Raw genomic sequence first — 21,600 nt, 5'->3', positions numbered from 1 at the left:
AATTTGATCTGGAGGTATGAAAATGTTCGAAAAGGAAAAACGCATTCTCATTCTGAATCCAGGCTCAACATCAACGAAAATCGGTGTCTTTCACAATGAACGCTGTATCTTTGAAAAGACGCTGCGACATCCCGAAGAAGAGCTGAAAACATTTAACGGCATTATCGACCAGTACGAATTTCGAAAAATAAGCATTCTTGAGTCTTTGCACGAACAGGGCATCAACATTTCAAAGTTTGATGCCGTTTGTGCCAGGGGCGGCCTGCTCAGACCGATTGAGGGCGGCACATATGAAGTGAATGACGCCATGATCACTGATTTGAAAAACGGCTACAACGGCCAGCATGCTTCTAATCTGGGCGGAATTATTGCCAGGGAAATAGCTGACGGACTAAATATCCCCGCGTATATCGTCGATCCGGTCGTGGTGGATGAGATGACTCCGCTCGCTAAAGTATCAGGGATGCCTGAAATCAAGCGGAAAAGCATTTTTCATGCTTTGAACCAAAAAGCTGTTGCCCGTCAGGCGGCGGCGTCCCTCGGCAAACGGTATGAACAGATGAAGATGATCGTCACTCATATGGGCGGCGGCATCACAGTCGGTGTCCATGATTGCGGACGGGTGACGGATGTCAACAACGGGCTTCACGGAGAAGGGCCCTTCAGCCCGGAGCGCGCGGGAACCGTTCCTGCGGGTGATTTGGTGGAGATGTGTTTTTCCGGCAAGTATTCAAAAGCCGATATGATGAAAAAACTTGTCGGCACGGGCGGACTCTCCGGCTACCTGGGGACAACGGACGCGGTGAAGGTGGAAAAACGCATTCAGGCCGGAGATGAGCATGCGAGGCTCATTTATGACGCCATGGCTTATCAAGTAGCAAAAGAAATCGGGGCGGCAAGCGCCGTATTAAAAGGAAAAGTAGACATTATCGTCCTGACGGGCGGATTGGCGTACGGGAAAAGTTTCGTATCCGCCATCAGATCGTACATAGATTGGATTTCGGATGTACTGGTGTACCCGGGAGAAAATGAACTGCAATCTCTCGCGCAAGGCGCGCTTCGGGTTTTAGCCGGTGAGGAGCAGTCAAAGCAATATCAGATCGGCGAAGGAGTGAAAACAAATGGCGACTGAATATGATGTGGTCATTCTGGGCGGCGGGACGGGCGGTTATGTAGCCGCCATCAGAGCGGCCCAGCTCGGCTTAAAAACGGCCGTTGTAGAAAAAGAAAAGCTCGGCGGAACATGCCTGCATAAAGGATGTATCCCGAGTAAAGCGCTGTTAAGAAGCGCGGAAGTGTACCGAACCGCAAAGGAAGCGGCAGCATTCGGCATTGAAACGGAAGGTGTCTCCCTCCGTTTTGACAGCGTGCAAAAACGAAAGCAGGGAATCGTTGACCGTCTGGCCGGCGGTGTCGCCCACCTGATGAAAAAGGGGAAGATTGATGTATTCAACGGGTACGGACGTATGCTCGGCCCTTCCATCTTCTCACCTCTTCCCGGTACGGTTTCTGTCGAATACGCAAATGGTGAAGAAAACGACATGCTGATACCGAAACAATTGATTATCGCAACCGGTTCAAGGCCGAAAATGCTGCCGGGTTTAGAAGCAGACGGTACATATATTCTGACATCAGATGAAGCGCTTGAGCTTGAACGTCTGCCCCAATCCATGATGATCGTCGGCGGCGGTGTCATCGGAATTGAATGGGCATCCATGCTGAACGATTTCGGCGTCAATATCACTGTGATTGAATATGCGGACCGCATTTTGCCGACTGAAGACCGTGATATTTCAAGCGAGATGGAAAAACTGTTAACGAAAAAAGGAATTAAGATCGTAACGGGTGCGAAAGTGCTTCCGGATACATTGGAAAAAGCGGACGGCGTTTCAATTGCCGCTGAAAAGAATGGAAAAAAAGAAACGTATCACGCGGAACAAATGCTTGTTTCCATCGGCCGCCAGCCGAACATTGAAGGGATCGGCCTTGAAAACACGGATATTGAAGCGGAAAACGGTTCTATCATCGTGAACGAAGCCGGGCAGACGAAGGAATCGCACATTTATGCGATCGGTGATGTTGTCGGCGGTCTTCAGCTTGCACATGTGGCCTCCCGTGAAGGCATCATTGCCGTTGAGCATATGGCGGGTCTTAATCCGGCTCCGCTTGATGCAGCTCTTGTGCCGAAATGCATTTATTCAAATCCGGAAGCGGCGAGTGTCGGTCTGACAGAAGAGGAAGCAACCCGAAAAGGACATGAACTGAAGATCGGGAAGTTTCCGTTCATGGCAATCGGAAAGGCTCTTGTATACGGAGAAAGCGATGGCTTTGTGAAAATCGTCGCCGATCGGAATACAGATGATATTCTCGGTATTCATATGATCGGCCCGCACGTCACCGATATGATCTCTGAAGCGGGGCTTGCCAAGGTGCTCGACGCGACTCCTTGGGAAATCGGCCAGTCCATACATCCGCATCCGTCGCTTTCAGAAGCGATTGGAGAAGCTGCGTTAGCCGCAGACGGAAACGCGATTCATTTTTAAAAGGAAAGAAGGAGGGGTTTGAATGACTACAAACCGCCATCAAGCATTAGGGCTCTCTGACGAAGAAGCCGTTGAAATGTATAGAACCATGCTGTTAGCCAGAAAAATCGACGAAAGAATGTGGCTCTTAAACCGCTCGGGCAAAATTCCGTTCGTTGTTTCATGTCAAGGACAGGAAGCGGCTCAAGTAGGCGCGGCCTATGCTTTAAACCGTGATACCGACTATGTGCTTCCTTACTACAGAGATATGGGAGTTGTGCTTGCATTCGGTATGACTGCAAAGGACTTGATGATGTCCGGTTTTGCGAAAGCGGCTGACCCGAACTCAGGCGGAAGGCAGATGCCGGGCCACTTCGGGCAAAAGGAAAACAGAATCGTAACGGGCTCATCCCCTGTGACAACGCAGGTGCCTCATGCAGTCGGAATCGCGCTTGCGGGACGCATGGATAAAAAGGATATCGTCTCTTTCGTTACCTTTGGAGAAGGATCTTCCAACCAGGGGGATTTTCACGAAGGGGCAAACTTTGCCGCCGTGTATAAATTGCCGGTCATTTTCATGTGTGAAAACAATAAGTATGCTATTTCTGTTCCGTATGACAAACAGGTGGCGTGCGAAAATATTTCCGACCGGGCGGCAGGCTACGGCATGCCGGGAGTCACAGTTGACGGAAACGACCTGCTGGAAGTTTACCGGGCCGTGAAAGAAGCGCGCGAACGGGCATCTAAAGGCGAAGGTCCTACATTAATAGAAACGGTTTCCTACCGGTTGACGCCCCATTCCAGTGATGACGACGACAGCAGCTACAGAGAACGCGAAGAAGTAGAAGAAGCAAAGAAACAGGATCCGCTTCTTTTATACAAAGCATACTTGCAAGAAGCCGGGCTTCTAGGTGAAGAAGAAGAAAAGACCATGCTGGATGACATCATGGCTATCGTAAACGAAGCGACAGACGAAGCGGAGAAAGCGCCATACGCATCTCCTGAATCAACGCTTGATCACGTTTATGCGAAGTAGGGAGGAATACTTATGTCTGTAATGTCTTATATTGACAGTATTAATGCAGCAATGAAAGAAGAAATGGAAAGAGATCCGCGCGTATTTGTCCTCGGGGAAGATGTCGGGAGAAAAGGCGGCGTGTTTAAAGCCACGGCGGGTCTCTATGAACAGTTCGGAGAAGAGCGGGTGATGGATACGCCGCTTGCGGAATCAGCGATTGCCGGTGTCGGGATCGGCGCCGCGATGTACGGCATGCGCCCGATTGCCGAGATGCAGTTTGCCGATTTCATTCTGCCTGCGGTCAACCAAATCATTTCAGAAGCGGCCAAAATACGCTACCGTTCAAACAATGATTGGAGCTGTCCGATGGTCATCAGAGCGCCTTACGGCGGCGGCGTGCACGGCGCGTTGTATCATTCCCAATCTGTGGAGGCCATTTTTGCCAACCAGCCGGGTCTTAAAATTGTCATGCCTTCAACTCCTTATGACGCAAAAGGGCTGTTGAAAGCCGCAGTCCGTGACGAAGATCCGGTGCTGTTTTTCGAACATAAGAGGGCGTACCGTCTGATTAAAGGCGAAGTCCCTGCGGATGATTACGTCCTTCCGATCGGAAAGGCGGATGTAAAACGCGAAGGCAGCGACATTACTGTCATTACGTACGGATTATGCGTCCATTTCGCTCTGCAGGCTGCCGAGCGTCTTGAAAAAGACGGAATTTCCGCGCACGTATTAGATTTGCGTACGGTTTATCCGTTAGATAAAGAAGCCATCATTGAAGCTGCGTCTAAAACCGGAAAAGTATTGCTGATCACAGAAGATACGAAAGAAGGCGGTATTATGAGCGAGGTCGCCGCCATTATTTCTGAAAACTGCTTATTTGATTTAGACGCGCCGATCAAGCGGCTTGCAGGTCCTGATGTTCCGGCAATGCCTTATGCGCCGACAATGGAAAAATACTTCATGATGAATCCTGACAAAGCGGAAGCCGCGATGAGAGAATTAGCGGAGTTTTAAAGACGTAAGGAGGTTTTTGACATGGCGATTGAACAAATGGCTATGCCTCAGCTCGGAGAGAGCGTGACGGAAGGGACGATCAGTAAGTGGCTGGTATCCCCCGGTGATCAAGTGAATAAATATGACCCCATTGCGGAGGTCATGACGGATAAAGTGAATGCGGAGGTGCCGTCTTCTTTTACCGGTACGATTACAGAACTTGTAGGAGAAGAAGGCCAGACTCTTACAGTCGGCGAGATCATCTGCAAAATTGAAACGGAAGAAACGGAAACCGAAGAGGCGCCGAAGCGGGAAGAAGAGCAGAATACCCCTTCAGACACCGATGCAAACCGTCAAGGTAAAAATCAGTCAAATAAAGCGCGTTATTCACCGGCCGTGCTCAGATTAGCAGGAGAACACGGCATTCAGCTTGAAGAAGTTGAAGGAACGGGTGCAGGCGGAAGAATTACGCGAAAAGACATTCAAAAGATCATTGATTCGGGAATGCAGCAGAAGTCGGAAGCACCGGCGCCGGCTGCCGTTCAAACAACGCAACAAGCGCCGAAACAACAGCAAAAACAAGCGCCGGCACCAGCTCTGTCAGCCGGTGATATTGAAATTCCGGTTACAGGCGTCAGAAAAGCCATCGCCGCCAATATGCATAAAAGCAAAACAGAAATTCCGCACGCCTGGACGATGATGGAAGTCGACGTCACGAACATGACGGCGTACAGAAACAGCATAAAAGACTCATTTAAACAGAAAGAAGGCTTCAATTTAACATTTTTCGCTTTCTTTGTAAAAGCGGCGGCGCAGGCTCTCAAAGAGTTCCCGCAGATGAACAGCATGTGGGCGGGAGACAAAATCGTCCAAAAGAAAGACATCAACATCTCCATTGCCGTTGCCACGGAAGATTCGCTGTTTGTTCCGGTTATTAAGCATGCTGATGAAAAAACGATTAAAGGCATAGCCAGAGAAATAACGGACCTTGCGAAAAAAGTGAGAAACGGAAAACTTACCGCGGAAGATATGCAGGGCGGCACATTTACCGTCAATAACACGGGATCTTTCGGCTCAGTTCAATCTATGGGCATTATCAACCATCCGCAGGCGGCCATTCTTCAGGTAGAATCAATCGTCAAACGTCCGGTTGTCATGAATAACGGGATGATCGCAGTGCGTGATATGGTTAATCTTTGCCTGTCTTTAGATCACAGAGTGCTTGACGGGCTCGTATGCGGCCGATTCCTCGGACGCGTCAAAGAGATCTTAGAAAACATTGATGAACATACTTCCGTCTATTAAAAAAACTCCTTTTGCCCGGGCGGCAAAAGGAGCTTTTTTATTTTCATTGTGAGTCCTCGGGAACAAGCATAGTGAGATGATGTTTTTTCACTTCGATCGTACAAGGTGTTGTTCCGTATACCTCGCCATCTGTATCCGCGTCCATTTCACGTCCGGTTTCGATTTCAATCCTCGAGGCCTGAATATAGGACAGCTCCCCTTTGAAATCATCAAATGAACCCTGCTCCATCGTCATCAGCTCCCGCAACGCGGCAAGGCTTGTGTTGCGGCAGATTAACACATCGGCTAAGCCGTCCCGGAGGCTGGCATCAGGCAGGGGAACTCGGTTTGTCCCGATATAATGCCCGTTCATCACAAGCACCATTACGGCTTCGTCTTCTTTCACCTCGCCGTCAATCGTCAATTTGACAGGAAACGGGTTCGCGCTTGTCATCGTCCGCAAGGCGCTCGTGAAGTAGCTGATTTTACCGAGCCATGCTTTTTCAGTTTCATTGATATGGCTTGATGCTTCGGTGATCAATCCGATGCCCCAGAAGTTCAGAAAATAGCCGTCATCCGTTTTACAGACGTCAATCATCCGTTTATGTCCGGCCGCGAGCGCTTCAGCGGCCTTTTGAAGGTTTTGCGGGATGCCGAGCGCCCGTGAGAAATCGTTGCACGTTCCTCCCGGCAAAATGCCGACAGCGGGCCTGTGATCAAGTTTGCTGATGCTGTTGATGCATTGATGCACAGTGCCGTCTCCGCCTAAAATATATAAATGGTCAACTGAACTGTCGAGATTTTCACAATACTGACGGGCATCATCCTGATGTTTGGTCGGTTTAATCAAAAGTTCGTCAGCTGACTGGGCCAAAATGGGGACGACCGTGCCGAGCGTTTTATCAATCTGTTTTTGACCGGCGTTTCCGTTATAAATTAATACTGCTTTCCGTTGGCTCATACGACTGCTCCTTTATTTCAGACAATCTCTTTAACAAGTTTCCCGTTTTTAAAAGGTCATAAACTTACATCGGGTACATAAAAGGGACAAAAAACAATTGGATATGAGCGGTGTCATTTGCCGATAGGGAGGTTCCTTGCTATCATAAGAAGAGATGATCAAAAAGGAGAGGTCCCAGTTGAATATGGATTTTAATTTATTTATGAATGATGTCGTGCGTCAAGCCCGCCAGGAAATCACGGCCGCCGGGTATACAGAGCTGAAAACCGCTGAGGAAGTGGACGAAGCGCTTTCGAAAAAAGGAACGACACTCGTTATGGTCAACTCTGTGTGCGGATGCGCAGGCGGTATTGCACGGCCTGCCGCGTACCATTCCGTACATTACGATAAACGCCCGGATCAGCTTGTGACGGTATTTGCCGGACAGGATAAAGAAGCGACAGCCAAAGCGAGAGAATACTTTGAAGGCTATCCGCCGTCCTCTCCGTCATTTGCCATTTTAAAAGACGGGAAAATCATGAAAATGGTGGAACGCCATGAAATTGAAGGCCATGAGCCGATGGCCGTTGTCACAAAACTGCAGGAAGCATTTGAAGAATATTGTGAAGAAGTATAAGTGAAAGAAAAACCCCGGAGCCGAGCGCTTGCGGGGTTTTTTATATGGAAACTGTATAAATATAAATATTTATACACCGGCGTTCAGCTGTCACTAATCGGAAAAACAATGACTATAATAAACAGAGAAAGGAAAATATATTTTTCAAAAATAGTATTGCATCACAATTAAAAAGTGTTTAAAATACAAGTTAACGAATAAATATTCAAATTTAAGAGATCAGTAGATATGGGGGAAATGAATCATGAAGAAATGGCTGTTGGTATTAGCTGCCGCATGTATCACCTTTGCGCTGTCCGCCTGCGGATCAGGCAATTCAGGCTCAGAGGGCGGAAAGAACAAGCTGATTATGGGTACATCGGCTGACTATAAACCATTTGAATATAAAGACGGCGATCAGATCACCGGGTTTGACGTTGATCTGGCAAAAGCTCTGGGCAAAAAGACCGGCTATGACGTTGAGGTGCAGGACATGGACTTCAACAGCCTGATTACAGCCTTAAAGTCCAAGCAGGTAGATATGATTTTATCTGGAATGACACCTACGCCGGAACGGAAAAAGCAAGTTGATTTTTCTGATATTTATTATACTGCTAACAATATGATCGTTACGAAAAAGGGAAGCAGCATTAAATCCCTGAATGATCTGAAAGGCAAAACCGTCGGTGTTCAGCTCGGCTCCATTCAAGAGGAAAAAGGCAAGAAGCTCGCTTCGAAATACGGTTTTCAGCTCGAAGACCGCAACCGGATCTCAGACTTAACGGAAGAGATCAAATCCGGGCGTTTTGATGCCGCGATTATCGAAGACATCGTAGCACAAGGCTATTTCAGTTCAAATAACGATCTGCAGGGCTTTGCGTCAGCAGATGCGAAATCAGACGAATCGGGCTCCGCGATTGCGTTCCGCAAAGACAGTGATCTGACAGCGAAGTTTAACAAAGCGCTGAAAGAAATGGAGAAAAACGGAGAAATCGAAAAACTGAAGAAAAAATGGTTCACCAACGAGAAATAAAAGAAAGCTCAACTTTTCGTTGAGCTTTTTATCTTGAATAAAGACAAAGGAGATCACACGTATGAATTTGGATTTCTCAGCGACAATCCCCCAAATTCCTTTTATATTGGAAGGCCTTGCGGTCACATTAAAAATTGTGCTCGTTTCAGCGGTCATCGGTCTTGTATTAGGAATCGTGCTCAGCTTATTTAAAATCAGCATGATCAGTCCGCTGAAATGGATTGCGGATTTTTATACTTCGATATTCCGCGGCACGCCGCTCGTGCTGCAGCTGATGATCATCTATTTCGGAATGCCGCAGCTTCTCGGCTTTCAGATCGATCAATTTTGGGCGGCGGTCACCGCATTATCGCTCAATTCAGCCGCTTACGTCTCTGAAATTATCAGAGCGGGAATCAACGCAATTGACAAAGGACAAAAAGAGGCTGCCGTCGCTCTCGGCGTGCCGTACGGAAAAATGATGAAAGATCTGCTGCTGCCGCAGGCGTTTAAAAACATTTCTCCGGCTATTATTAACGAATTAATCACCTTGACGAAAGAATCGGCGATCGTCACGGTAATCGGTCTCGGAGACATTATGAGACGGGCCTACCAGTCCGGCGCCGCAACATACAACTATTTAGAACCTCTTATTGTGGCGGGCTTAATCTATTACGTGCTCGTTTTGATCTTAGCATTCATCGGAAAAGGCGTAGAAAGGAAGCTGAAAGCCAATGATTAAGGTCGATAACCTGTCAAAATCATTCGGGAAACATGAAGTACTGAAAAACATTTCAACACAGATCGAAGAAGGGGAAGTCGTCGCTGTCATCGGCCCTTCCGGTTCCGGCAAATCAACGTTTCTGCGCTGCTTAAATCTGCTGGAAACCCCGAGCGGCGGAACGATTGCCATTAAAGAAAACGAAATCACCGCAGCTAAAACGAATAAACTGAAAGTGCGGGAAAATATCGGCATGGTATTTCAGCATTTTCATCTGTTTCCTCATAAAACGGTGCTTGAAAATATCACATACGCGCCGGTCAGCGTGAAGAAAGAGTCTAAAAAGGAGGCGGAGGAAAAGGCGTGCGCTCTCCTTGAAAAAGTCGGACTGCTTGACAAACGGAACGACTATCCGAACCGTTTGTCAGGCGGACAGAAGCAGCGGGTCGCCATCGCGCGGGCGCTTGCCATGAATCCTGACATCATGCTGTTTGATGAACCGACCTCGGCTCTTGACCCGGAAATGGTCAAAGAAGTTCTTGAGGTGATGAAAGAGCTCGCGCAGACGGGCATGACAATGGTGATCGTCACGCACGAAATGGGATTTGCCAAAGAAGTCGCAGACCGCGTATTATTTATGGATGAAGGGACGATCGTGGAAGACGGTCAGCCGGAAGAATTTTTTCTTTCTCCGAAGTCAAAAAGAGCACAGGACTTTTTAGAAAAAATATTATAAAATATAACTGTAAGAAAAGAAGAAGAATGCTCTTCTTCTTTTTTTTGAGAAAGAAACAAACAGAATGGAGCAAGCAATGTTTAAAATCGGTTACCGGACACTAAAGACCGCACTTGGAACGGCGCTGGCCATTTATTTAGCCCAGCTGTTGCATCTGCAAAACTTCGCATCCGCAGGAATCATCACCATATTGTGCATCCAAATTACGCAAAAGCGGTCGCTTCAGGCCTCGTGGGCCCGATTTGCCGCCTGTTTATTGGCGATCGTCTTTTCATATGTCTTTTTCGGACTGATCGGCTATTACCCGTTTGCGATCGGAATATTGCTGGTGCTGTTCATTCCGACTACAGTCGTTTTAAAAATAAATGAAGGGATCGTCACCAGCTCAGTAATCATTCTTCATTTATATATGTCCGGCGGCATTACGATGGCGTTTATCTGGAATGAGTTCCAGCTGATCACCGTAGGTATCGGCGTCGCGCTGTTAATGAATCTGTATATGCCGAGCCTCGACAGAAAACTCGCAGCGTACAGGAAAAAAATCGAGGACAACTTTTCCGTCATCTTCGCCGAAATCGAACGGTATTTGTTAACTGGTGAGCAAGATTGGACGGGGAAGGAAATACCGGAGACGCATCAGATGATTCAAGAGGCGAAAAACCTCGCCTATCGGGACGTGCAGAATCATATTTTGCGCCATGAAAATCTCTACTATCATTATTTTAAGATGAGACAGAAACAATTTGAAATCATTGAACGGCTGCTGCCGAAGATTACCTCTATTTCAATAACGGTGGAGCAGGGAAAAATAATCGCCCATTTCATCCATGAATTAAGGGAAGCCATTCATCCCGGCAATACCGCTCATAAATTTTTAAAAAGACTTGCAGAAATGAGAACGGAATTTGAAGAAATGCCGCTCCCGGCAACGCGCGAGGAGTTTGAAGCGCGGGCGGCTTTGTTCCACCTCCTCGGTGAGATGGAACAATATCTCGTGATTAAAAGTTATTTCAAAGGCATCAAGCTGTAAAAAAACATATGGATCAATCGCATGAGTCCTCCTTTCATTGGTCATTCTAATGAAAAAAGGAGGGGAGCCCATGCGATTTTTTTTATTGTCAGCCGCCCTGCTGCTGTCTCCGCTTTGGCCGCTTGGCGCGAACCCTTTGCCGGGTGACCCTTATATTATCGTCAATAAAGCCACAAACGCGCTTGCTGTTGTGAAGGATAACCGAATAGAAGGCATTTATCAGGTAGCGACGGGAAAAACGGATGATTTGACGCCTGAAGGAGAATTTACGGTAACGGTCAAAGCCGTCAATCCGTATTACCGGAAGAAAAATGTAGAGGGAGGCGCGCCGGAAAACCCGCTCGGCGTCCGCTGGATCGGTTTTGATGCGAAAGGCACCGACGGCAGAATATACGGCATTCACGGAACAAACAGAGAAGAGCTGATCGGGGGGTTTGTATCAAACGGCTGCATCCGTATGAAAAACCGGGATGTCATCCGTATTTTCCGGATTATCCCTCCCGGAACGAAAGTATTGATTACAAAAGAAAACCGCTCATTCGAGGACATTGCAATAGAGCGGAAAGCCCTCATAAAAAAGCAGGAAACCCCCTTGCAATGAGGCGCCTGCTTTTTTACCGCAAATACATCATAATGCCTGAGAGGAGGGTTGAAAGTATAAATACGCCCAAAATGACGATGACGGCGCTTTTCATAAATTTTTGAGACATTGTTTCACTCCTTAAGATTACTGTCTACCATTTTAACGTGTTTTGCTTGTATGAACAAGCCATATCCTATGGCGGAAAGCAGGTGGCCGCGCTATGAAAAAACTTGATCATGTCGGCATTGCCGTCAGCTCTATTGAAGCCGCGAGAGGATTTTACGAACGGATGCTCGGGCTTACGTATATGGGAGACGAGCTGGTAAACGGCCAAAATGTGAGAGTTGCTTTTTTAGAAGCGGGAGGCACAAAGCTTGAGCTGATTGAGCCGCTGTCGGACGCGTCTCCCGTCAGCTCTTTTTTACAGAAAAGAGGCGAAGGGCTGCATCATTTGGCATTCCGCTGCGCCGATATGAAGGAAACGATCAAGGAGCTTGAATCATGCCGCATGACTTTGATCCATCATGAACCGCAAAACGGAGCGGGCGGGAAGAAGATCGCATTTCTCTCTCCAAAAGAGGCAAACGGCGTCCTGATTGAGCTTTGTGAAACAATTGAAAAAGGAGAAACTCAAGATGAGCATGAGTGATCATATCAGACACTTAAACGAAAGACGCTCCTTTTTAACAAACGGCGGCGGAGCGGAAAAAAATAAAAAACAGCACAAAAAAGGCAAGCTGACGGCAAGAGAAAGAATTGACTATCTATTGGACGAAGACAGTTTTTCAGAGCTGCAGCCGTTTGCCAAAAGCCGCACGCCCGGGTGCCAGAATGCTCCGGGAGACGGCGTTGTTACCGGATACGGCACAATTGACGGACGGCCCGTGTATTTGTTTGCCCATGACTTTACCGTACTCGGCGGGACGCTCGGCGAGACACATGCGGAAAAAATCGCGGCGGTAATGGATCTGGCGGCGAAAAACAAAACCCCGATCATCGGGCTGAACGACTCAGGTGGTGCGAGAATTCAAGAGGGTGTGGTATCATTAAATGGATACGGTCATATCTTTAGGCGCAACGTCCTTTACTCGGGAGTGATTCCGCAAATTTCTGTCATCCTTGGGCCGTGTGCCGGCGGTGCTGTTTATTCACCCGCTTTGACTGATTTTGTGATTATGGCGGAACATACGTCGCACATGTTTATTACAGGCCCGAAAGTCATTGAACAGGTGACGGGTGAACAGATTGACGCGGAAAGTTTAGGCGGTGCGGGAATACATAATGTGATAAGCGGAAATGCCCACTATTCTGCACGAACGGAAAAAGAGGCACTTTCCGCTGTGAAAACCCTGCTTTCTTATCTCCCGCACGGCGGACAGACGGCATTACCCGTTAAAAAGGAAGACGCCAGACCGTTATTAAACACCCTCGTTCCCGCGGACAGTTCGAAACCTTACGATGTGTTACAGGTAATAAAAGAGCTGGCGGATGACGGAACGTTTTTTGACATTCAGCCGTATTTTGCCAAAAACATTGCTGTCGGTTTTCTGAAACTCGGACGGCGTACAGTCGGTGTTGTCGCAAACCAGCCGAAACACTTGGCGGGGAGCCTCACGATTGATGCCGCTGACAAAGCGTCGAGATTCATCCGTTTTTGCGACGCGTTTCATATTCCGCTATTGACGATCGCTGATGTTCCGGGATTTCTTCCGGGCCTTCAGCAGGAACATGCGGGAATCATCCGTCACGGAGCAAAATTGCTGTATGCTTTTGCCGAAGCGGCGGTGCCGAAAGTGACGCTCATCATCAGAAAAGCTTACGGAGGCGCCTATGTCGCCATGAATTCGAAAGGGCTCGGGGCAGATCTTGTATTCGCCTGGCCCAATGCGGAAATCGCCGTGATGGGAGCGGAAGGCGCGGCGTCGATTTTATACAGCAGAGACATACAGGCTTCTGGCGACCCGGAAAAAACGAAGCGCGAAAAAAAAGCCATATACGAAAAGGAAAACGCCGGTCCGTATAAAGCGGCGGCCTGCGGAATGGTGGATGATATCATCCGGCCGGAAGACTCGAGGAAAAAATTGATTCAGGCATTTGACATGCTTGCGCATAAGGAAGAGGAAAGACCGAAAAAAAAGCACGGTAATATACCGCTTTAAACGGAGGGAACTGAAAATGGTAAACGAAAAACGTCTGCTTGAAGAATTTCTTGAACTCGTTCAAATTGATTCAGAGACAAAACATGAAGCGGAAATCAGCAAGGTGCTCAAACAAAAATTCACTGATTTAGGATTGAGCGTAAAAGAAGATGATACAAAAGAAGTGACGGGGCATGGAGCCGGCAACTTAATCTGTACGTTAAAGGGCACAAAAGATGCGGATACGATTTATTTCACATCGCACATGGACACGGTTGTTCCGGGCAAAGGCGTTAAGCCGATTGTGGAAGACGGCTATGTAAAATCCGACGGCACGACGATTCTCGGCGCTGATGATAAGACGGGTCTTGCCGCAATGTTTGAAGCCATTAAAGTGCTGAAAGAACAAAACATCGAGCACGGCACCATTGAATTCATTATCACGGCCGGAGAAGAATCGGGATTAGTCGGGGCAAAAGCAATGGATCGTTCAGACATTACCGCGAAATACGGTTTTGCGCTTGATTCAGACGGAAAAGTCGGCAACATTATTGTAGCCGCGCCGACACAAGCGAAAGTGAGAGCAACCATTTTCGGGAAAACGGCTCATGCGGGAGTGGAACCGGAAAAAGGCATCTCCGCGATTACCATCGCATCAAAAGCAATCTCTAAAATGCCGCTCGGCCGTATTGATAAAGAAACAACGGCTAATATCGGACGTTTCGAAGGCGGCACGCAAACCAATATCGTCTGCGACCAGGTTGATATTCTGGCTGAAGCGCGTTCATTAGTGCCTGAAAAAATGGAAGCGCAAGTGCAGAAAATGAAAGAAGCTTTCGAATCTGCTGCAGCTGAGATGGGAGGCCGCGCGGAAGTGGACATCGCGGTCATGTATCCGGGTTTCAAATATCAGGACGGCGATCAGGTTGTGGAAGTCGCGAAAAAAGCGGCGGCAAAAATCGGCCGTCCGAGCGAACTTCAGACAAGCGGCGGCGGAAGTGACGCAAACGTCATTGCCGGCCACGGCATTCCGACAGTCAACCTGTCAGTAGGCTATGAACAAATCCATACGAAAAATGAAAAAATGCCGATTGAAGAGCTCGTCAAAACGGCGGAAATGGTCGTTGCCATTATCGAAACAGCGGCCAACTAAAAACGAAGCACCCAGTTGATTGGGTGCTTTTTTCATTCTTCATGATAAGATAATTGGCGTAAAGCTTTGCAGATACAAGAAAAAAACCCTGCCGGATACGTTCCGGCAGGGTTTCAGTATTATGATTTGGCAGGCTCCGCCTGAGCCGCAGCCTGTTTCTTTTTATGATGCGTCTGCTGTAAAAGTACGTTCTGCACTGTCAAAAACAGTCCGCTTGTAAACCAGTAAAGCGGCAGCGCAGCCGGTACGTTAAGCGAAAAAACGGTCATCATGACAGGGAAAATAAAGACCATGATTTTTGCTGACTGCATCGCGGCCGGATTTTGAGCAGCCGGTGAATATTTCTCGTTTAATTTTTGGGAAATATAAGCCTGTAAGAAATACATGGCCCCCGCGCACAGTGATACAAGAATATCAGAATGCCCTAAGCTGAACCACAGAAATGAGTGTGAAGCAATTTCCGGCGTTGAGCGGATGGCGTAATAAAAACCGATCAAAATCGGGAATTGCACCAGCATCGGAAGACATCCCATTGCCATCGGATTCAGATTGTGCTCACGGTAAAGCTTCATCATTTCCATTTGCAGTTCTTTTTGTTTTTCCGCATCTTTCGTTTGTTTTATTTTAGCCTGGATGCTGTCGACCTGCGGTTTGATCACAGCCATTTTTTCCTGGAACGCCCGCTGTTTCTTAAATTGGTTCACAAACAAAGGCAATACAACGATCCGGACGATAATCGTCACCAGAATAATCGACAGTCCGTACTCACCGTGGAACAGGCCCGCCACCCCTTTTAAAAGTGCCGAAAACGGCTCGATCAGGTAATCGTGGAAAAAACCGATATTCCCGAGGCCTCCCGTCTGAGTCTGAGATGTCGCGGCAAAAGCCGAGCGGCCTGTGCACAGTACGATAAAAAACAATCCGAATGCAATCCATTTTTGATATGTTTTAGACAATTATGTCTCCTCCTTTTTATCTTCACTTGCCGTTATAAAAGGAGGAAGCTGACATCTTCATCATCATTCGCCGGTGAATTCATGCGGATGACTTTACGTATCCAAGTTGTAATGCGATGATATATAATAATAAGAAAGTCTGTTCGGTTCAGCTGAACGACTGCTTGATGTTCATCTATTCGTTTCGTTCTCCAATGCTCGCCTGCGCGGCGCTCACGCAAAAGAAAAGCGATGCCGATCGCGGTCAGAGCGGGAAGAATAATTGTGAAAAAATCGACTAAAAATAAAAAGTCATTCATTGACTCAAGAATCATTTTATCACATCCATTCAGCTCTTATTTTACTACATATATATAAGGTTGTCTATGTAAGGAAAGGAGGCGCCGGGAGTGGCCGGAAAAGGGAGAATTATATTTCATATCGATATGAACAGTTTTTATGCCTCTGTAGAAATGGCGTATGATCCGTCTTTAAGAGGAAAACCCATCGCCGTTGCCGGAAACGTGAAGGAACGGAAAGGAATCATCGTCACCTGCAGCTACGAAGCGAGAGCGCGGGGCGTAAAGACCACCATGCCGGTGTGGCGGGCAAAACGCCTCTGTCCGGAACTCATCGTCGTGCCTCCGAATTTTGACCGCTACCGGAGTTCGTCAAAAGAAATGTTCAGCATTCTGAGAGAGTATACGGATTTAGTCGAGCCTGTTTCTATTGATGAAGGATACATGGATATTACGGACACACCGCACAGACACAGGGCGTATGAGACAGCCGCAGACATTCAGGCGAGATTGCAAAAAGAGCTTTTGCTTCCGTCAAGCATCGGCATCGCCCCGAATAAATTTCTCGCTAAAATGGCGTCTGACATGAAAAAACCGCTCGGCATCACCATTTTAAGAAAAAGAGAGCTGCCGGACGTCTTATGGCCTCTTCCGATAGAAGAGATGCACGGTATAGGAACGAAAACTGCGGAAAAAATAAAAACGCTCGGCATCAAAACGATCGGTGATTTGGCAAAAGGAGATGAACATGCGCTGAAAACGCTTCTCGGCATAAACGGCCCGAGGCTGAAGGATAAAGCGAACGGCATCCATCCTGCAGAAGTCAATCCCGAGCGGATTTATGAATTTAAAAGCGTCGGCAACTCATCCACCCTGTCGCATGATTCGGCTGACTGGGATGAATTAACGGGCGTGTTTGACCGGCTCGCGCTGTCTGTGAGCGAACGGCTCCAGCGTAAGGAGGTCATGGCCTGCCGGCTGTTCATCATGATTCGGTATGCGGATTGGAAAACGGTCACAAGAAGCATGACCCTCAGCAATCCGGCTGATCAGAAAAAAGACATCATGGAAGCGGCGATGGAACTGTTTGACAAGCACTGGAACCAAAATCCGGTAAGGCTTCTCGGCATCACCGGGACGGAACTGGTTGAAAAACAGCAGGCGTATAAACAGCTTGATCTGTTTTCATTCAAGGAGGACGCAAAGGATGAGCCGATTTTTCAGATGATGAACGAGCTGAATGAAAAGTACGGCCAAAACCTGATCAGAAAAGGCGCCGTTATAAAAAAAGAAGAAAGCAAAACAAGGGGAACGAGCTTTAACAGAGACTTTTTTCAGGATGAAAAGAAAAGGTGAATAACTTGAAAAAAGGGGTTATGTATGATAATTTCTTTAGTATAAATATCATTTTATTTTAATTTAAATTTTAAAATGGTTAAACGTTTGAAGAAGGGACGTTAGAATATGTCAAAACAACAAATCGGAGTTATCGGTCTTGCGGTAATGGGTAAAAATCTGGCTCTTAACATCGAAAGCCGGGGATTTTCTGTGTCTGTATACAACAGATCAAGCAGCAAAACGGAAGAGTTTTTAGAAGAGGCAAAAGGCAAAAATGTTGTCGGCACATACAGCATTGAGGAGTTTGTCCAGTCTCTTGAAACACCCCGTAAAATTTTATTAATGGTTAAAGCGGGAACTGCAACGGATGCGACGATTCAATCTCTTCTTCCTCATCTGGAAAAAGACGATATTTTGATTGACGGCGGAAATACATACTATAAAGATACACAGCGCCGGAACAAAGAGCTTGCCGAAAGCGGCATTCACTTTATCGGAACGGGTGTATCAGGCGGTGAAGAGGGAGCGCTGAAAGGGCCTTCTATTATGCCGGGCGGCCAAAAGGAAGCGCACGAACTCGTAAAACCGATTTTAGAAGCCATTTCTGCTAAAGTGGACGGAGAAGCTTGTACGACATACATCGGCCCGGACGGAGCGGGGCACTATGTAAAAATGGTGCACAATGGTATCGAATACGGTGACATGCAGCTGATCTCTGAGTCATATTTCATTCTGAAACAGGTGCTCGGATTGTCTGCCGAAGAGCTTCACGAAGTATTCGCTGAGTGGAACAAAGGAGAGCTTGACAGCTATCTGATTGAAATCACGGCTGATATTTTCACTAAAAAAGATGAAGAAACGGGCAAACCGCTTGTTGACGTCATCCTTGATAAAGCTGGCCAAAAAGGAACGGGTAAATGGACAAGCCAAAGCGCTCTTGACTTAGGCGTGCCGCTTCCGATTATCACTGAATCTGTTTTTGCGCGTTTCATTTCCGCAATGAAAGAAGAGCGTGTGAAAGCAAGCGGCCTTCTGTCCGGACCAGACGTTAAGCCGGTCACTGAAAATAAAGAAGAGCTGATTGAAGCGGTCAGAAAAGCGCTCTTCATGAGTAAAATCTGTTCTTACGCACAAGGCTTCGCCCAAATGAAAGCCGCGTCTGAAGAATATAACTGGGATCTGAAATACGGTGAAATCGCGATGATCTTCCGCGGCGGCTGTATCATCCGCGCGGCGTTCCTGCAAAAGATCAAAGACGCATATGACCGTGAACCGGAGCTTGACAACCTGCTGTTAGACAGCTACTTCAAAAACATTGCAGAAAGCTACCAAGGCGCCCTTCGCCAAGTGATTTCACTTGCCGTAGCCCAAGGCGTGCCGGTACCTTCGTTCTCAAGCGCACTTGCGTATTACGACAGCTACCGTACGGCAGTGCTTCCTGCAAACTTGATTCAAGCGCAGCGTGATTACTTCGGCGCGCATACGTATGAACGCACAGATAAAGAAGGCATTTTCCATACTGAATGGATGAAGTAATGAAGAAGCCCCCGCATTGATTGCGGGGGCTTTTCCTGATATTAAAAACCGCGGGCCGTCATGAACGGCGCCGCGGTTTTTTAATTTTTTCTTATATATTCCACCAGTGGAGGCCGTCTTTTTCAAGAAGATCGTCCGAAGCTTTCGGTCCCATTGACCCGGCTTCATAATTCGGAGAAAGGGTTTTGTCGGCTGCCCACGTTTCGGAAATCGCATCGACGAAATTCCAGGAAAGCGCCACTTCGTCCCAATGGGCAAAGTTTGTCGCATCACCGAGCAGACAGTCATGGATTAATTTTTCATAGGCTTCCGGTGTGTTCATTTCATCACTGCAGTTGCTGCAGTAATCCAGCTTAATCGGCTGAGCATGAGCGGCTCCGCCTAATTTTTTAGCGTTCAGATATAGTGTGATGCCTTCATCCGGCTGAATATGGATGACAAGCAGGTTCGGATTTACATTCGTTTCATTGCCGTAATAAAGGTTCATCGGAATGTCTTTAAATTGAACGACGATTTTCGTTGATTTTTCTTTCATCCGTTTCCCTGTGCGGATATAAAACGGAACGCCGGCCCAGCGGAAGTTATCGATTAACAGCTTTCCGGACACGAATGTTTCCGTATTGGAATCCGGTGCTACATTTTGTTCATCTGTATAGCTCGGTACAGCGTTTCCGTCAATCTTTCCCGCTTGGTATTGTCCGCGGACGAAGAAGTCACTCACTTCGTTTGGAGCGACAGGGCGGAGAGCTCTCAGCACCTTCACTTTTTCGCTGCGGATTTCTTCCGTGTTCAGTTTAATCGGCGGTTCCATCGCCAAGAGAGCGACCATTTGTAAAATATGGTTTTGAACCATATCACGGAGTGCGCCTGATTTTTCATAATATCTCGCACGGTCTTCAACGCCGAGATCTTCACTTGACGTAATCTGGATGTTTGAGATGTAGCGGTTATTCCACAGCGGCTCAAACAGCGCATTCGCAAACCGGATGACTTCGATATTTTGAACCATTTGTTTGCCTAAGTAATGGTCGATCCGGTAAATTTGATCTTCCGTGAAAGCTTCGCGTATTTCTTTGTTAAGCTCTTTCGCACTCGGCAGATCATGGCCGAACGGTTTTTCAATGACGAGACGGGACCAGCCATTTGTCGCTGTGACACCTTCGTTTTTAAGTGATTTTGCGATCGTGCCGAAAAACTCAGGAGCCATCGCCAAGTAAAACATTCTGTTGTTCGGGATTTCATATGTATGTTCAAGCTGATCCAGCAGGACATTCAGCTCCTGATAGGAACCCGGATTCGTTACATCAAACGGATGGTAATAAAAATGAGATGTGAAATCGTCTATGTCTTTTTGCCCGGCAGAAGAAACAGACGTTTTAACCGTTTCCCGGAGGTCCTCGTTTGACCAAGGTCTTCTTCCAACACCTACAACTGCAAACTCTTCACCAATTTGACCATTTTTATATAAACGGTGAATGGATGGGTAAAGTTTTCGTTTTGCCAAATCCCCTGTGGCACCAAATATTACAATTACTGCTTTTGGTTTGTCGTTTGTTTTCACTTAGAGTACCTCACTTTATCTGAAGCATGGTTTAAAACCCCGCATATTTCCTTCATTTTAAATCTAAAATTCGTTGAAAGCAAACATTTCAGCCTGTTTTTTGCGGTTTGCGGAAAAAAATTAATCAGGCCGGAGAAGGCCCGGGTGAATTCACATTTTCAGTCTGATCCTGTATCCTTAGTAGTACAAAGATCTAGGAGGAAGCATTGTGGAATTATTATTTTTAGGGACGGGGGCCGGCATGCCGGCAAAGACGAGAAACGTAATGTCCGTCGCGCTGAAGCTTCTTGAAGAAAGGCGTTCCGTATGGCTGTTTGATTGCGGAGAAGCCACTCAGCATCAGATATTACATACAACAATCAAACCGAGGAAAATTGAAAAGATTTTCATCACCCACCTTCACGGCGACCATGTTTACGGTCTTCCGGGTCTGTTGGGGAGCCGTTCATTTCAGGGCGGTGAAGAAGAGCTGACGATTTACGGGCCAAAAGGCATTAAAGCCTTTATCGAAACAAGCCTGAACGTGACGGCGACTCATCTGACGTATCCTCTTACCGTACATGAAATCGAAGAGGGGACGGTTTTTGAAGATGAGCAATTCATTGTTACCGCAGCATCCGTCATTCACGGTGTGGAAGCGTTCGGCTACCGGGTTCAGGAAAAAGATATTCCCGGCGCATTGCAGGCCGGCAGATTGAAAGAAATGAATATCCCGCCCGGACCCGTCTATCAGAAACTCAAAAAAGGCGAAACGGTCACACTTGACGATGGCAGAATCATTAACGGGCAGGATTTTCTGGAATCCCCGAAAAAAGGGAGAATCGTCGCTTTTTCCGGGGATACGAGGGCATCAGAGCGGGTAACGGAGCTTGCGCGCAATGCGGATGTGCTTGTTCATGAAGCGACGTTTGCCAAGGAAGATGCAAAGCTCGCACATAATTATTATCACGCGACGACAGAACAGGCTGCGCAAACGGCAAAAAAAGCAGGCGCCAAACAGCTGATCTTAACTCATATCAGCGCAAGGTATCAGGGTGAATCGCCGATAGAGCGTCTCGAACATGAGGCGAAAGCGGTATTTGAGAACAGTAAGATCGCATTTGACTTCATGGAGGTCACTGTGGAGCGGTCTTAAAAAATAGACGCTTGACATTTTTTTCTGATGAGATATAATAAAACGTAATA

At 47.3% G+C, this 21,600-nt stretch carries 22 protein-coding genes; 17 read left to right on the top strand and 5 right to left on the bottom strand.

Annotated features, from left to right (window positions below; all coding sequences use genetic code 11):
* Positions 1–16 precede the first annotated feature (16 nt).
* The 5 genes from buk to VP472_RS11560 are packed head-to-tail and all read left to right on the top strand — an operon-like array spanning position 17 to position 5,838.
* Complete coding sequence (gene buk, locus VP472_RS11580) at positions 17–1,132, top strand: butyrate kinase (RefSeq protein WP_094247799.1); 1,116 nt, start codon at positions 17–19, stop codon at positions 1,130–1,132.
* Entirely contained in the window at positions 1,122–2,543 is a 1,422-nt protein-coding gene (gene lpdA / locus VP472_RS11575) for a dihydrolipoyl dehydrogenase (RefSeq protein WP_070082090.1), read from the top strand. The genes buk and lpdA overlap by 11 nt, the downstream gene beginning before the upstream one ends.
* Before the next feature lie 22 nt (positions 2,544–2,565).
* Positions 2,566–3,558 carry a thiamine pyrophosphate-dependent dehydrogenase E1 component subunit alpha gene (locus VP472_RS11570; protein WP_070082089.1) on the top strand — a complete coding sequence of 331 codons (993 nt, stop codon included), beginning with the start codon at positions 2,566–2,568 and terminating at the stop codon, positions 3,556–3,558.
* A 12-nt stretch (positions 3,559–3,570) separates the two neighbouring features.
* Entirely contained in the window at positions 3,571–4,554 is a 984-nt protein-coding gene (bfmBAB, locus tag VP472_RS11565) for a 3-methyl-2-oxobutanoate dehydrogenase subunit beta (protein ID WP_003153216.1), read from the top strand.
* A 21-nt stretch (positions 4,555–4,575) separates the two neighbouring features.
* On the top strand, positions 4,576–5,838 hold the full coding sequence (locus VP472_RS11560) for a dihydrolipoamide acetyltransferase family protein (protein ID WP_146277147.1): 1,263 nt from the start codon (positions 4,576–4,578) through the stop codon (positions 5,836–5,838).
* A gap of 43 nt (positions 5,839–5,881) precedes the next feature.
* Here VP472_RS11560 and VP472_RS11555 read toward each other — a convergent pair whose 3' ends face one another.
* Positions 5,882–6,778 carry a YegS/Rv2252/BmrU family lipid kinase gene (locus tag VP472_RS11555; RefSeq protein WP_014418333.1) on the bottom strand — a complete coding sequence of 299 codons (897 nt, stop codon included), beginning with the start codon at positions 6,776–6,778 and terminating at the stop codon, positions 5,882–5,884.
* A 178-nt stretch (positions 6,779–6,956) separates the two neighbouring features.
* Here VP472_RS11555 and brxB point away from each other — a divergent pair, with 178 nt between their 5' ends.
* The 6 genes from brxB to VP472_RS11525 all read left to right on the top strand — a co-directional run bounded on the left by brxB (position 6,957) and on the right by VP472_RS11525 (position 11,473).
* The gene (gene brxB, locus VP472_RS11550; RefSeq protein WP_003153223.1) at positions 6,957–7,394 is read left to right on the top strand and encodes a bacilliredoxin BrxB; all 438 of its coding nucleotides are present in this window, start codon (positions 6,957–6,959) and stop codon (positions 7,392–7,394) included.
* A gap of 244 nt (positions 7,395–7,638) precedes the next feature.
* Positions 7,639–8,406 (top strand): arginine ABC transporter substrate-binding protein ArtP, encoded by a 768-nt coding sequence (locus VP472_RS11545; protein WP_003153224.1) that lies wholly within the window; start codon positions 7,639–7,641, stop codon positions 8,404–8,406.
* A 61-nt stretch (positions 8,407–8,467) separates the two neighbouring features.
* Entirely contained in the window at positions 8,468–9,127 is a 660-nt protein-coding gene (locus tag VP472_RS11540) for an arginine ABC transporter permease ArtQ (protein WP_069473495.1), read from the top strand.
* Positions 9,120–9,842: an arginine ABC transporter ATP-binding protein ArtM gene (locus VP472_RS11535; protein WP_003153229.1), complete on the top strand. Its 723-nt coding sequence runs from the start codon at positions 9,120–9,122 to the stop codon at positions 9,840–9,842. The genes VP472_RS11540 and VP472_RS11535 overlap by 8 nt, the downstream gene beginning before the upstream one ends.
* Positions 9,843–9,918: 76 nt before the next feature.
* A complete protein-coding gene (locus VP472_RS11530; RefSeq protein ID WP_003153231.1) occupies positions 9,919–10,872 on the top strand; it encodes an aromatic acid exporter family protein in 954 nt (317 codons plus the stop codon).
* A 70-nt stretch (positions 10,873–10,942) separates the two neighbouring features.
* Entirely contained in the window at positions 10,943–11,473 is a 531-nt protein-coding gene (locus VP472_RS11525; RefSeq protein WP_003153233.1) for a L,D-transpeptidase, read from the top strand.
* Between the two features lie 13 nt (positions 11,474–11,486).
* On the opposite strand, the gene prli42 is transcribed toward VP472_RS11525, so the two are convergent.
* Positions 11,487–11,582 carry a stressosome-associated protein Prli42 gene (gene prli42 / locus VP472_RS11520; protein WP_007408390.1) on the bottom strand — a complete coding sequence of 32 codons (96 nt, stop codon included), beginning with the start codon at positions 11,580–11,582 and terminating at the stop codon, positions 11,487–11,489.
* Between the two features lie 93 nt (positions 11,583–11,675).
* Between prli42 and mce the strand changes: the two genes are divergently transcribed.
* From mce to VP472_RS11505, 3 genes are read left to right on the top strand one after another with little or no spacing between them, the layout of a single operon-like run.
* Complete coding sequence (gene mce, locus VP472_RS11515) at positions 11,676–12,104, top strand: methylmalonyl-CoA epimerase (protein WP_069473494.1); 429 nt, start codon at positions 11,676–11,678, stop codon at positions 12,102–12,104.
* The gene (locus tag VP472_RS11510) at positions 12,091–13,614 is read left to right on the top strand and encodes an acyl-CoA carboxylase subunit beta (protein ID WP_373364972.1); all 1,524 of its coding nucleotides are present in this window, start codon (positions 12,091–12,093) and stop codon (positions 13,612–13,614) included. Before mce ends, VP472_RS11510 begins: the two co-directional genes overlap by 14 nt.
* A gap of 16 nt (positions 13,615–13,630) precedes the next feature.
* Entirely contained in the window at positions 13,631–14,746 is a 1,116-nt protein-coding gene (locus tag VP472_RS11505) for a tripeptidase T (protein ID WP_003153237.1), read from the top strand.
* Positions 14,747–14,865: 119 nt separating this feature from the next.
* Here VP472_RS11505 and VP472_RS11500 read toward each other — a convergent pair whose 3' ends face one another.
* A complete protein-coding gene (locus VP472_RS11500) occupies positions 14,866–15,702 on the bottom strand; it encodes a membrane protein insertase YidC (protein ID WP_070082081.1) in 837 nt (278 codons plus the stop codon).
* A 32-nt stretch (positions 15,703–15,734) separates the two neighbouring features.
* Positions 15,735–16,016, bottom strand: a complete 282-nt coding sequence (locus VP472_RS11495) for a hypothetical protein (protein WP_003153239.1) — start codon at positions 16,014–16,016, stop codon at positions 15,735–15,737.
* Positions 16,017–16,091: 75 nt separating this feature from the next.
* Between VP472_RS11495 and VP472_RS11490 the strand changes: the two genes are divergently transcribed.
* Together VP472_RS11490 and gndA are read left to right on the top strand one after the other, a co-directional pair.
* Positions 16,092–17,336, top strand: coding sequence for a DNA polymerase IV (locus VP472_RS11490; RefSeq protein ID WP_003153240.1), 1,245 nt, complete (start codon positions 16,092–16,094; stop codon positions 17,334–17,336).
* A gap of 108 nt (positions 17,337–17,444) precedes the next feature.
* Positions 17,445–18,854 (top strand): NADP-dependent phosphogluconate dehydrogenase, encoded by a 1,410-nt coding sequence (gene gndA, locus VP472_RS11485; protein WP_003153241.1) that lies wholly within the window; start codon positions 17,445–17,447, stop codon positions 18,852–18,854.
* Between the two features lie 91 nt (positions 18,855–18,945).
* Here gndA and zwf read toward each other — a convergent pair whose 3' ends face one another.
* Positions 18,946–20,415 carry a glucose-6-phosphate dehydrogenase gene (gene zwf, locus VP472_RS11480; RefSeq protein WP_053573216.1) on the bottom strand — a complete coding sequence of 490 codons (1,470 nt, stop codon included), beginning with the start codon at positions 20,413–20,415 and terminating at the stop codon, positions 18,946–18,948.
* Positions 20,416–20,623: 208 nt separating this feature from the next.
* Between zwf and rnz the strand changes: the two genes are divergently transcribed.
* Positions 20,624–21,550, top strand: coding sequence for a ribonuclease Z (gene rnz, locus VP472_RS11475; RefSeq protein WP_146277145.1), 927 nt, complete (start codon positions 20,624–20,626; stop codon positions 21,548–21,550).
* Positions 21,551–21,600: the final 50 nt, after the last annotated feature.

Source organism: Bacillus sp. MT(2024), assembly GCF_036362845.1.
In the GTDB taxonomy this organism is placed as follows: Bacteria; Bacillota; Bacilli; order Bacillales; family Bacillaceae; genus Bacillus; species Bacillus velezensis.
Note: the sequence above shows the minus strand (reverse complement) of the source record. Positions and strands in the feature narration are given on the sequence as shown.

Bases quoted from the DNA above. Each gene is read 5' to 3' on its own strand.
- buk (WP_094247799.1), top strand. From the start codon at position 17: ATGAAAATGTTCGAAAAGGAAAAACGCATTCTCATTCTGAATCCAGGC.
- lpdA (WP_070082090.1), top strand. From the start codon at position 1,122: ATGGCGACTGAATATGATGTGGTCATTCTGGGCGGCGGGACGGGCGGT.
- VP472_RS11570 (WP_070082089.1), top strand. From the start codon at position 2,566: ATGACTACAAACCGCCATCAAGCATTAGGGCTCTCTGACGAAGAAGCC.
- bfmBAB (WP_003153216.1), top strand. From the start codon at position 3,571: ATGTCTGTAATGTCTTATATTGACAGTATTAATGCAGCAATGAAAGAA.
- VP472_RS11560 (WP_146277147.1), top strand. From the start codon at position 4,576: ATGGCGATTGAACAAATGGCTATGCCTCAGCTCGGAGAGAGCGTGACG.
- VP472_RS11555 (WP_014418333.1), bottom strand. From the start codon at position 6,778: ATGAGCCAACGGAAAGCAGTATTAATTTATAACGGAAACGCCGGTCAA.
- VP472_RS11545 (WP_003153224.1), top strand. From the start codon at position 7,639: ATGAAGAAATGGCTGTTGGTATTAGCTGCCGCATGTATCACCTTTGCG.
- VP472_RS11540 (WP_069473495.1), top strand. From the start codon at position 8,468: ATGAATTTGGATTTCTCAGCGACAATCCCCCAAATTCCTTTTATATTG.
- VP472_RS11535 (WP_003153229.1), top strand. From the start codon at position 9,120: ATGATTAAGGTCGATAACCTGTCAAAATCATTCGGGAAACATGAAGTA.
- VP472_RS11530 (WP_003153231.1), top strand. From the start codon at position 9,919: ATGTTTAAAATCGGTTACCGGACACTAAAGACCGCACTTGGAACGGCG.
- VP472_RS11525 (WP_003153233.1), top strand. From the start codon at position 10,943: ATGCGATTTTTTTTATTGTCAGCCGCCCTGCTGCTGTCTCCGCTTTGG.
- prli42 (WP_007408390.1), bottom strand. From the start codon at position 11,582: ATGTCTCAAAAATTTATGAAAAGCGCCGTCATCGTCATTTTGGGCGTA.
- mce (WP_069473494.1), top strand. From the start codon at position 11,676: ATGAAAAAACTTGATCATGTCGGCATTGCCGTCAGCTCTATTGAAGCC.
- VP472_RS11510 (WP_373364972.1), top strand. From the start codon at position 12,091: ATGAGCATGAGTGATCATATCAGACACTTAAACGAAAGACGCTCCTTT.
- VP472_RS11505 (WP_003153237.1), top strand. From the start codon at position 13,631: ATGGTAAACGAAAAACGTCTGCTTGAAGAATTTCTTGAACTCGTTCAA.
- VP472_RS11495 (WP_003153239.1), bottom strand. From the start codon at position 16,016: ATGATTCTTGAGTCAATGAATGACTTTTTATTTTTAGTCGATTTTTTC.
- gndA (WP_003153241.1), top strand. From the start codon at position 17,445: ATGTCAAAACAACAAATCGGAGTTATCGGTCTTGCGGTAATGGGTAAA.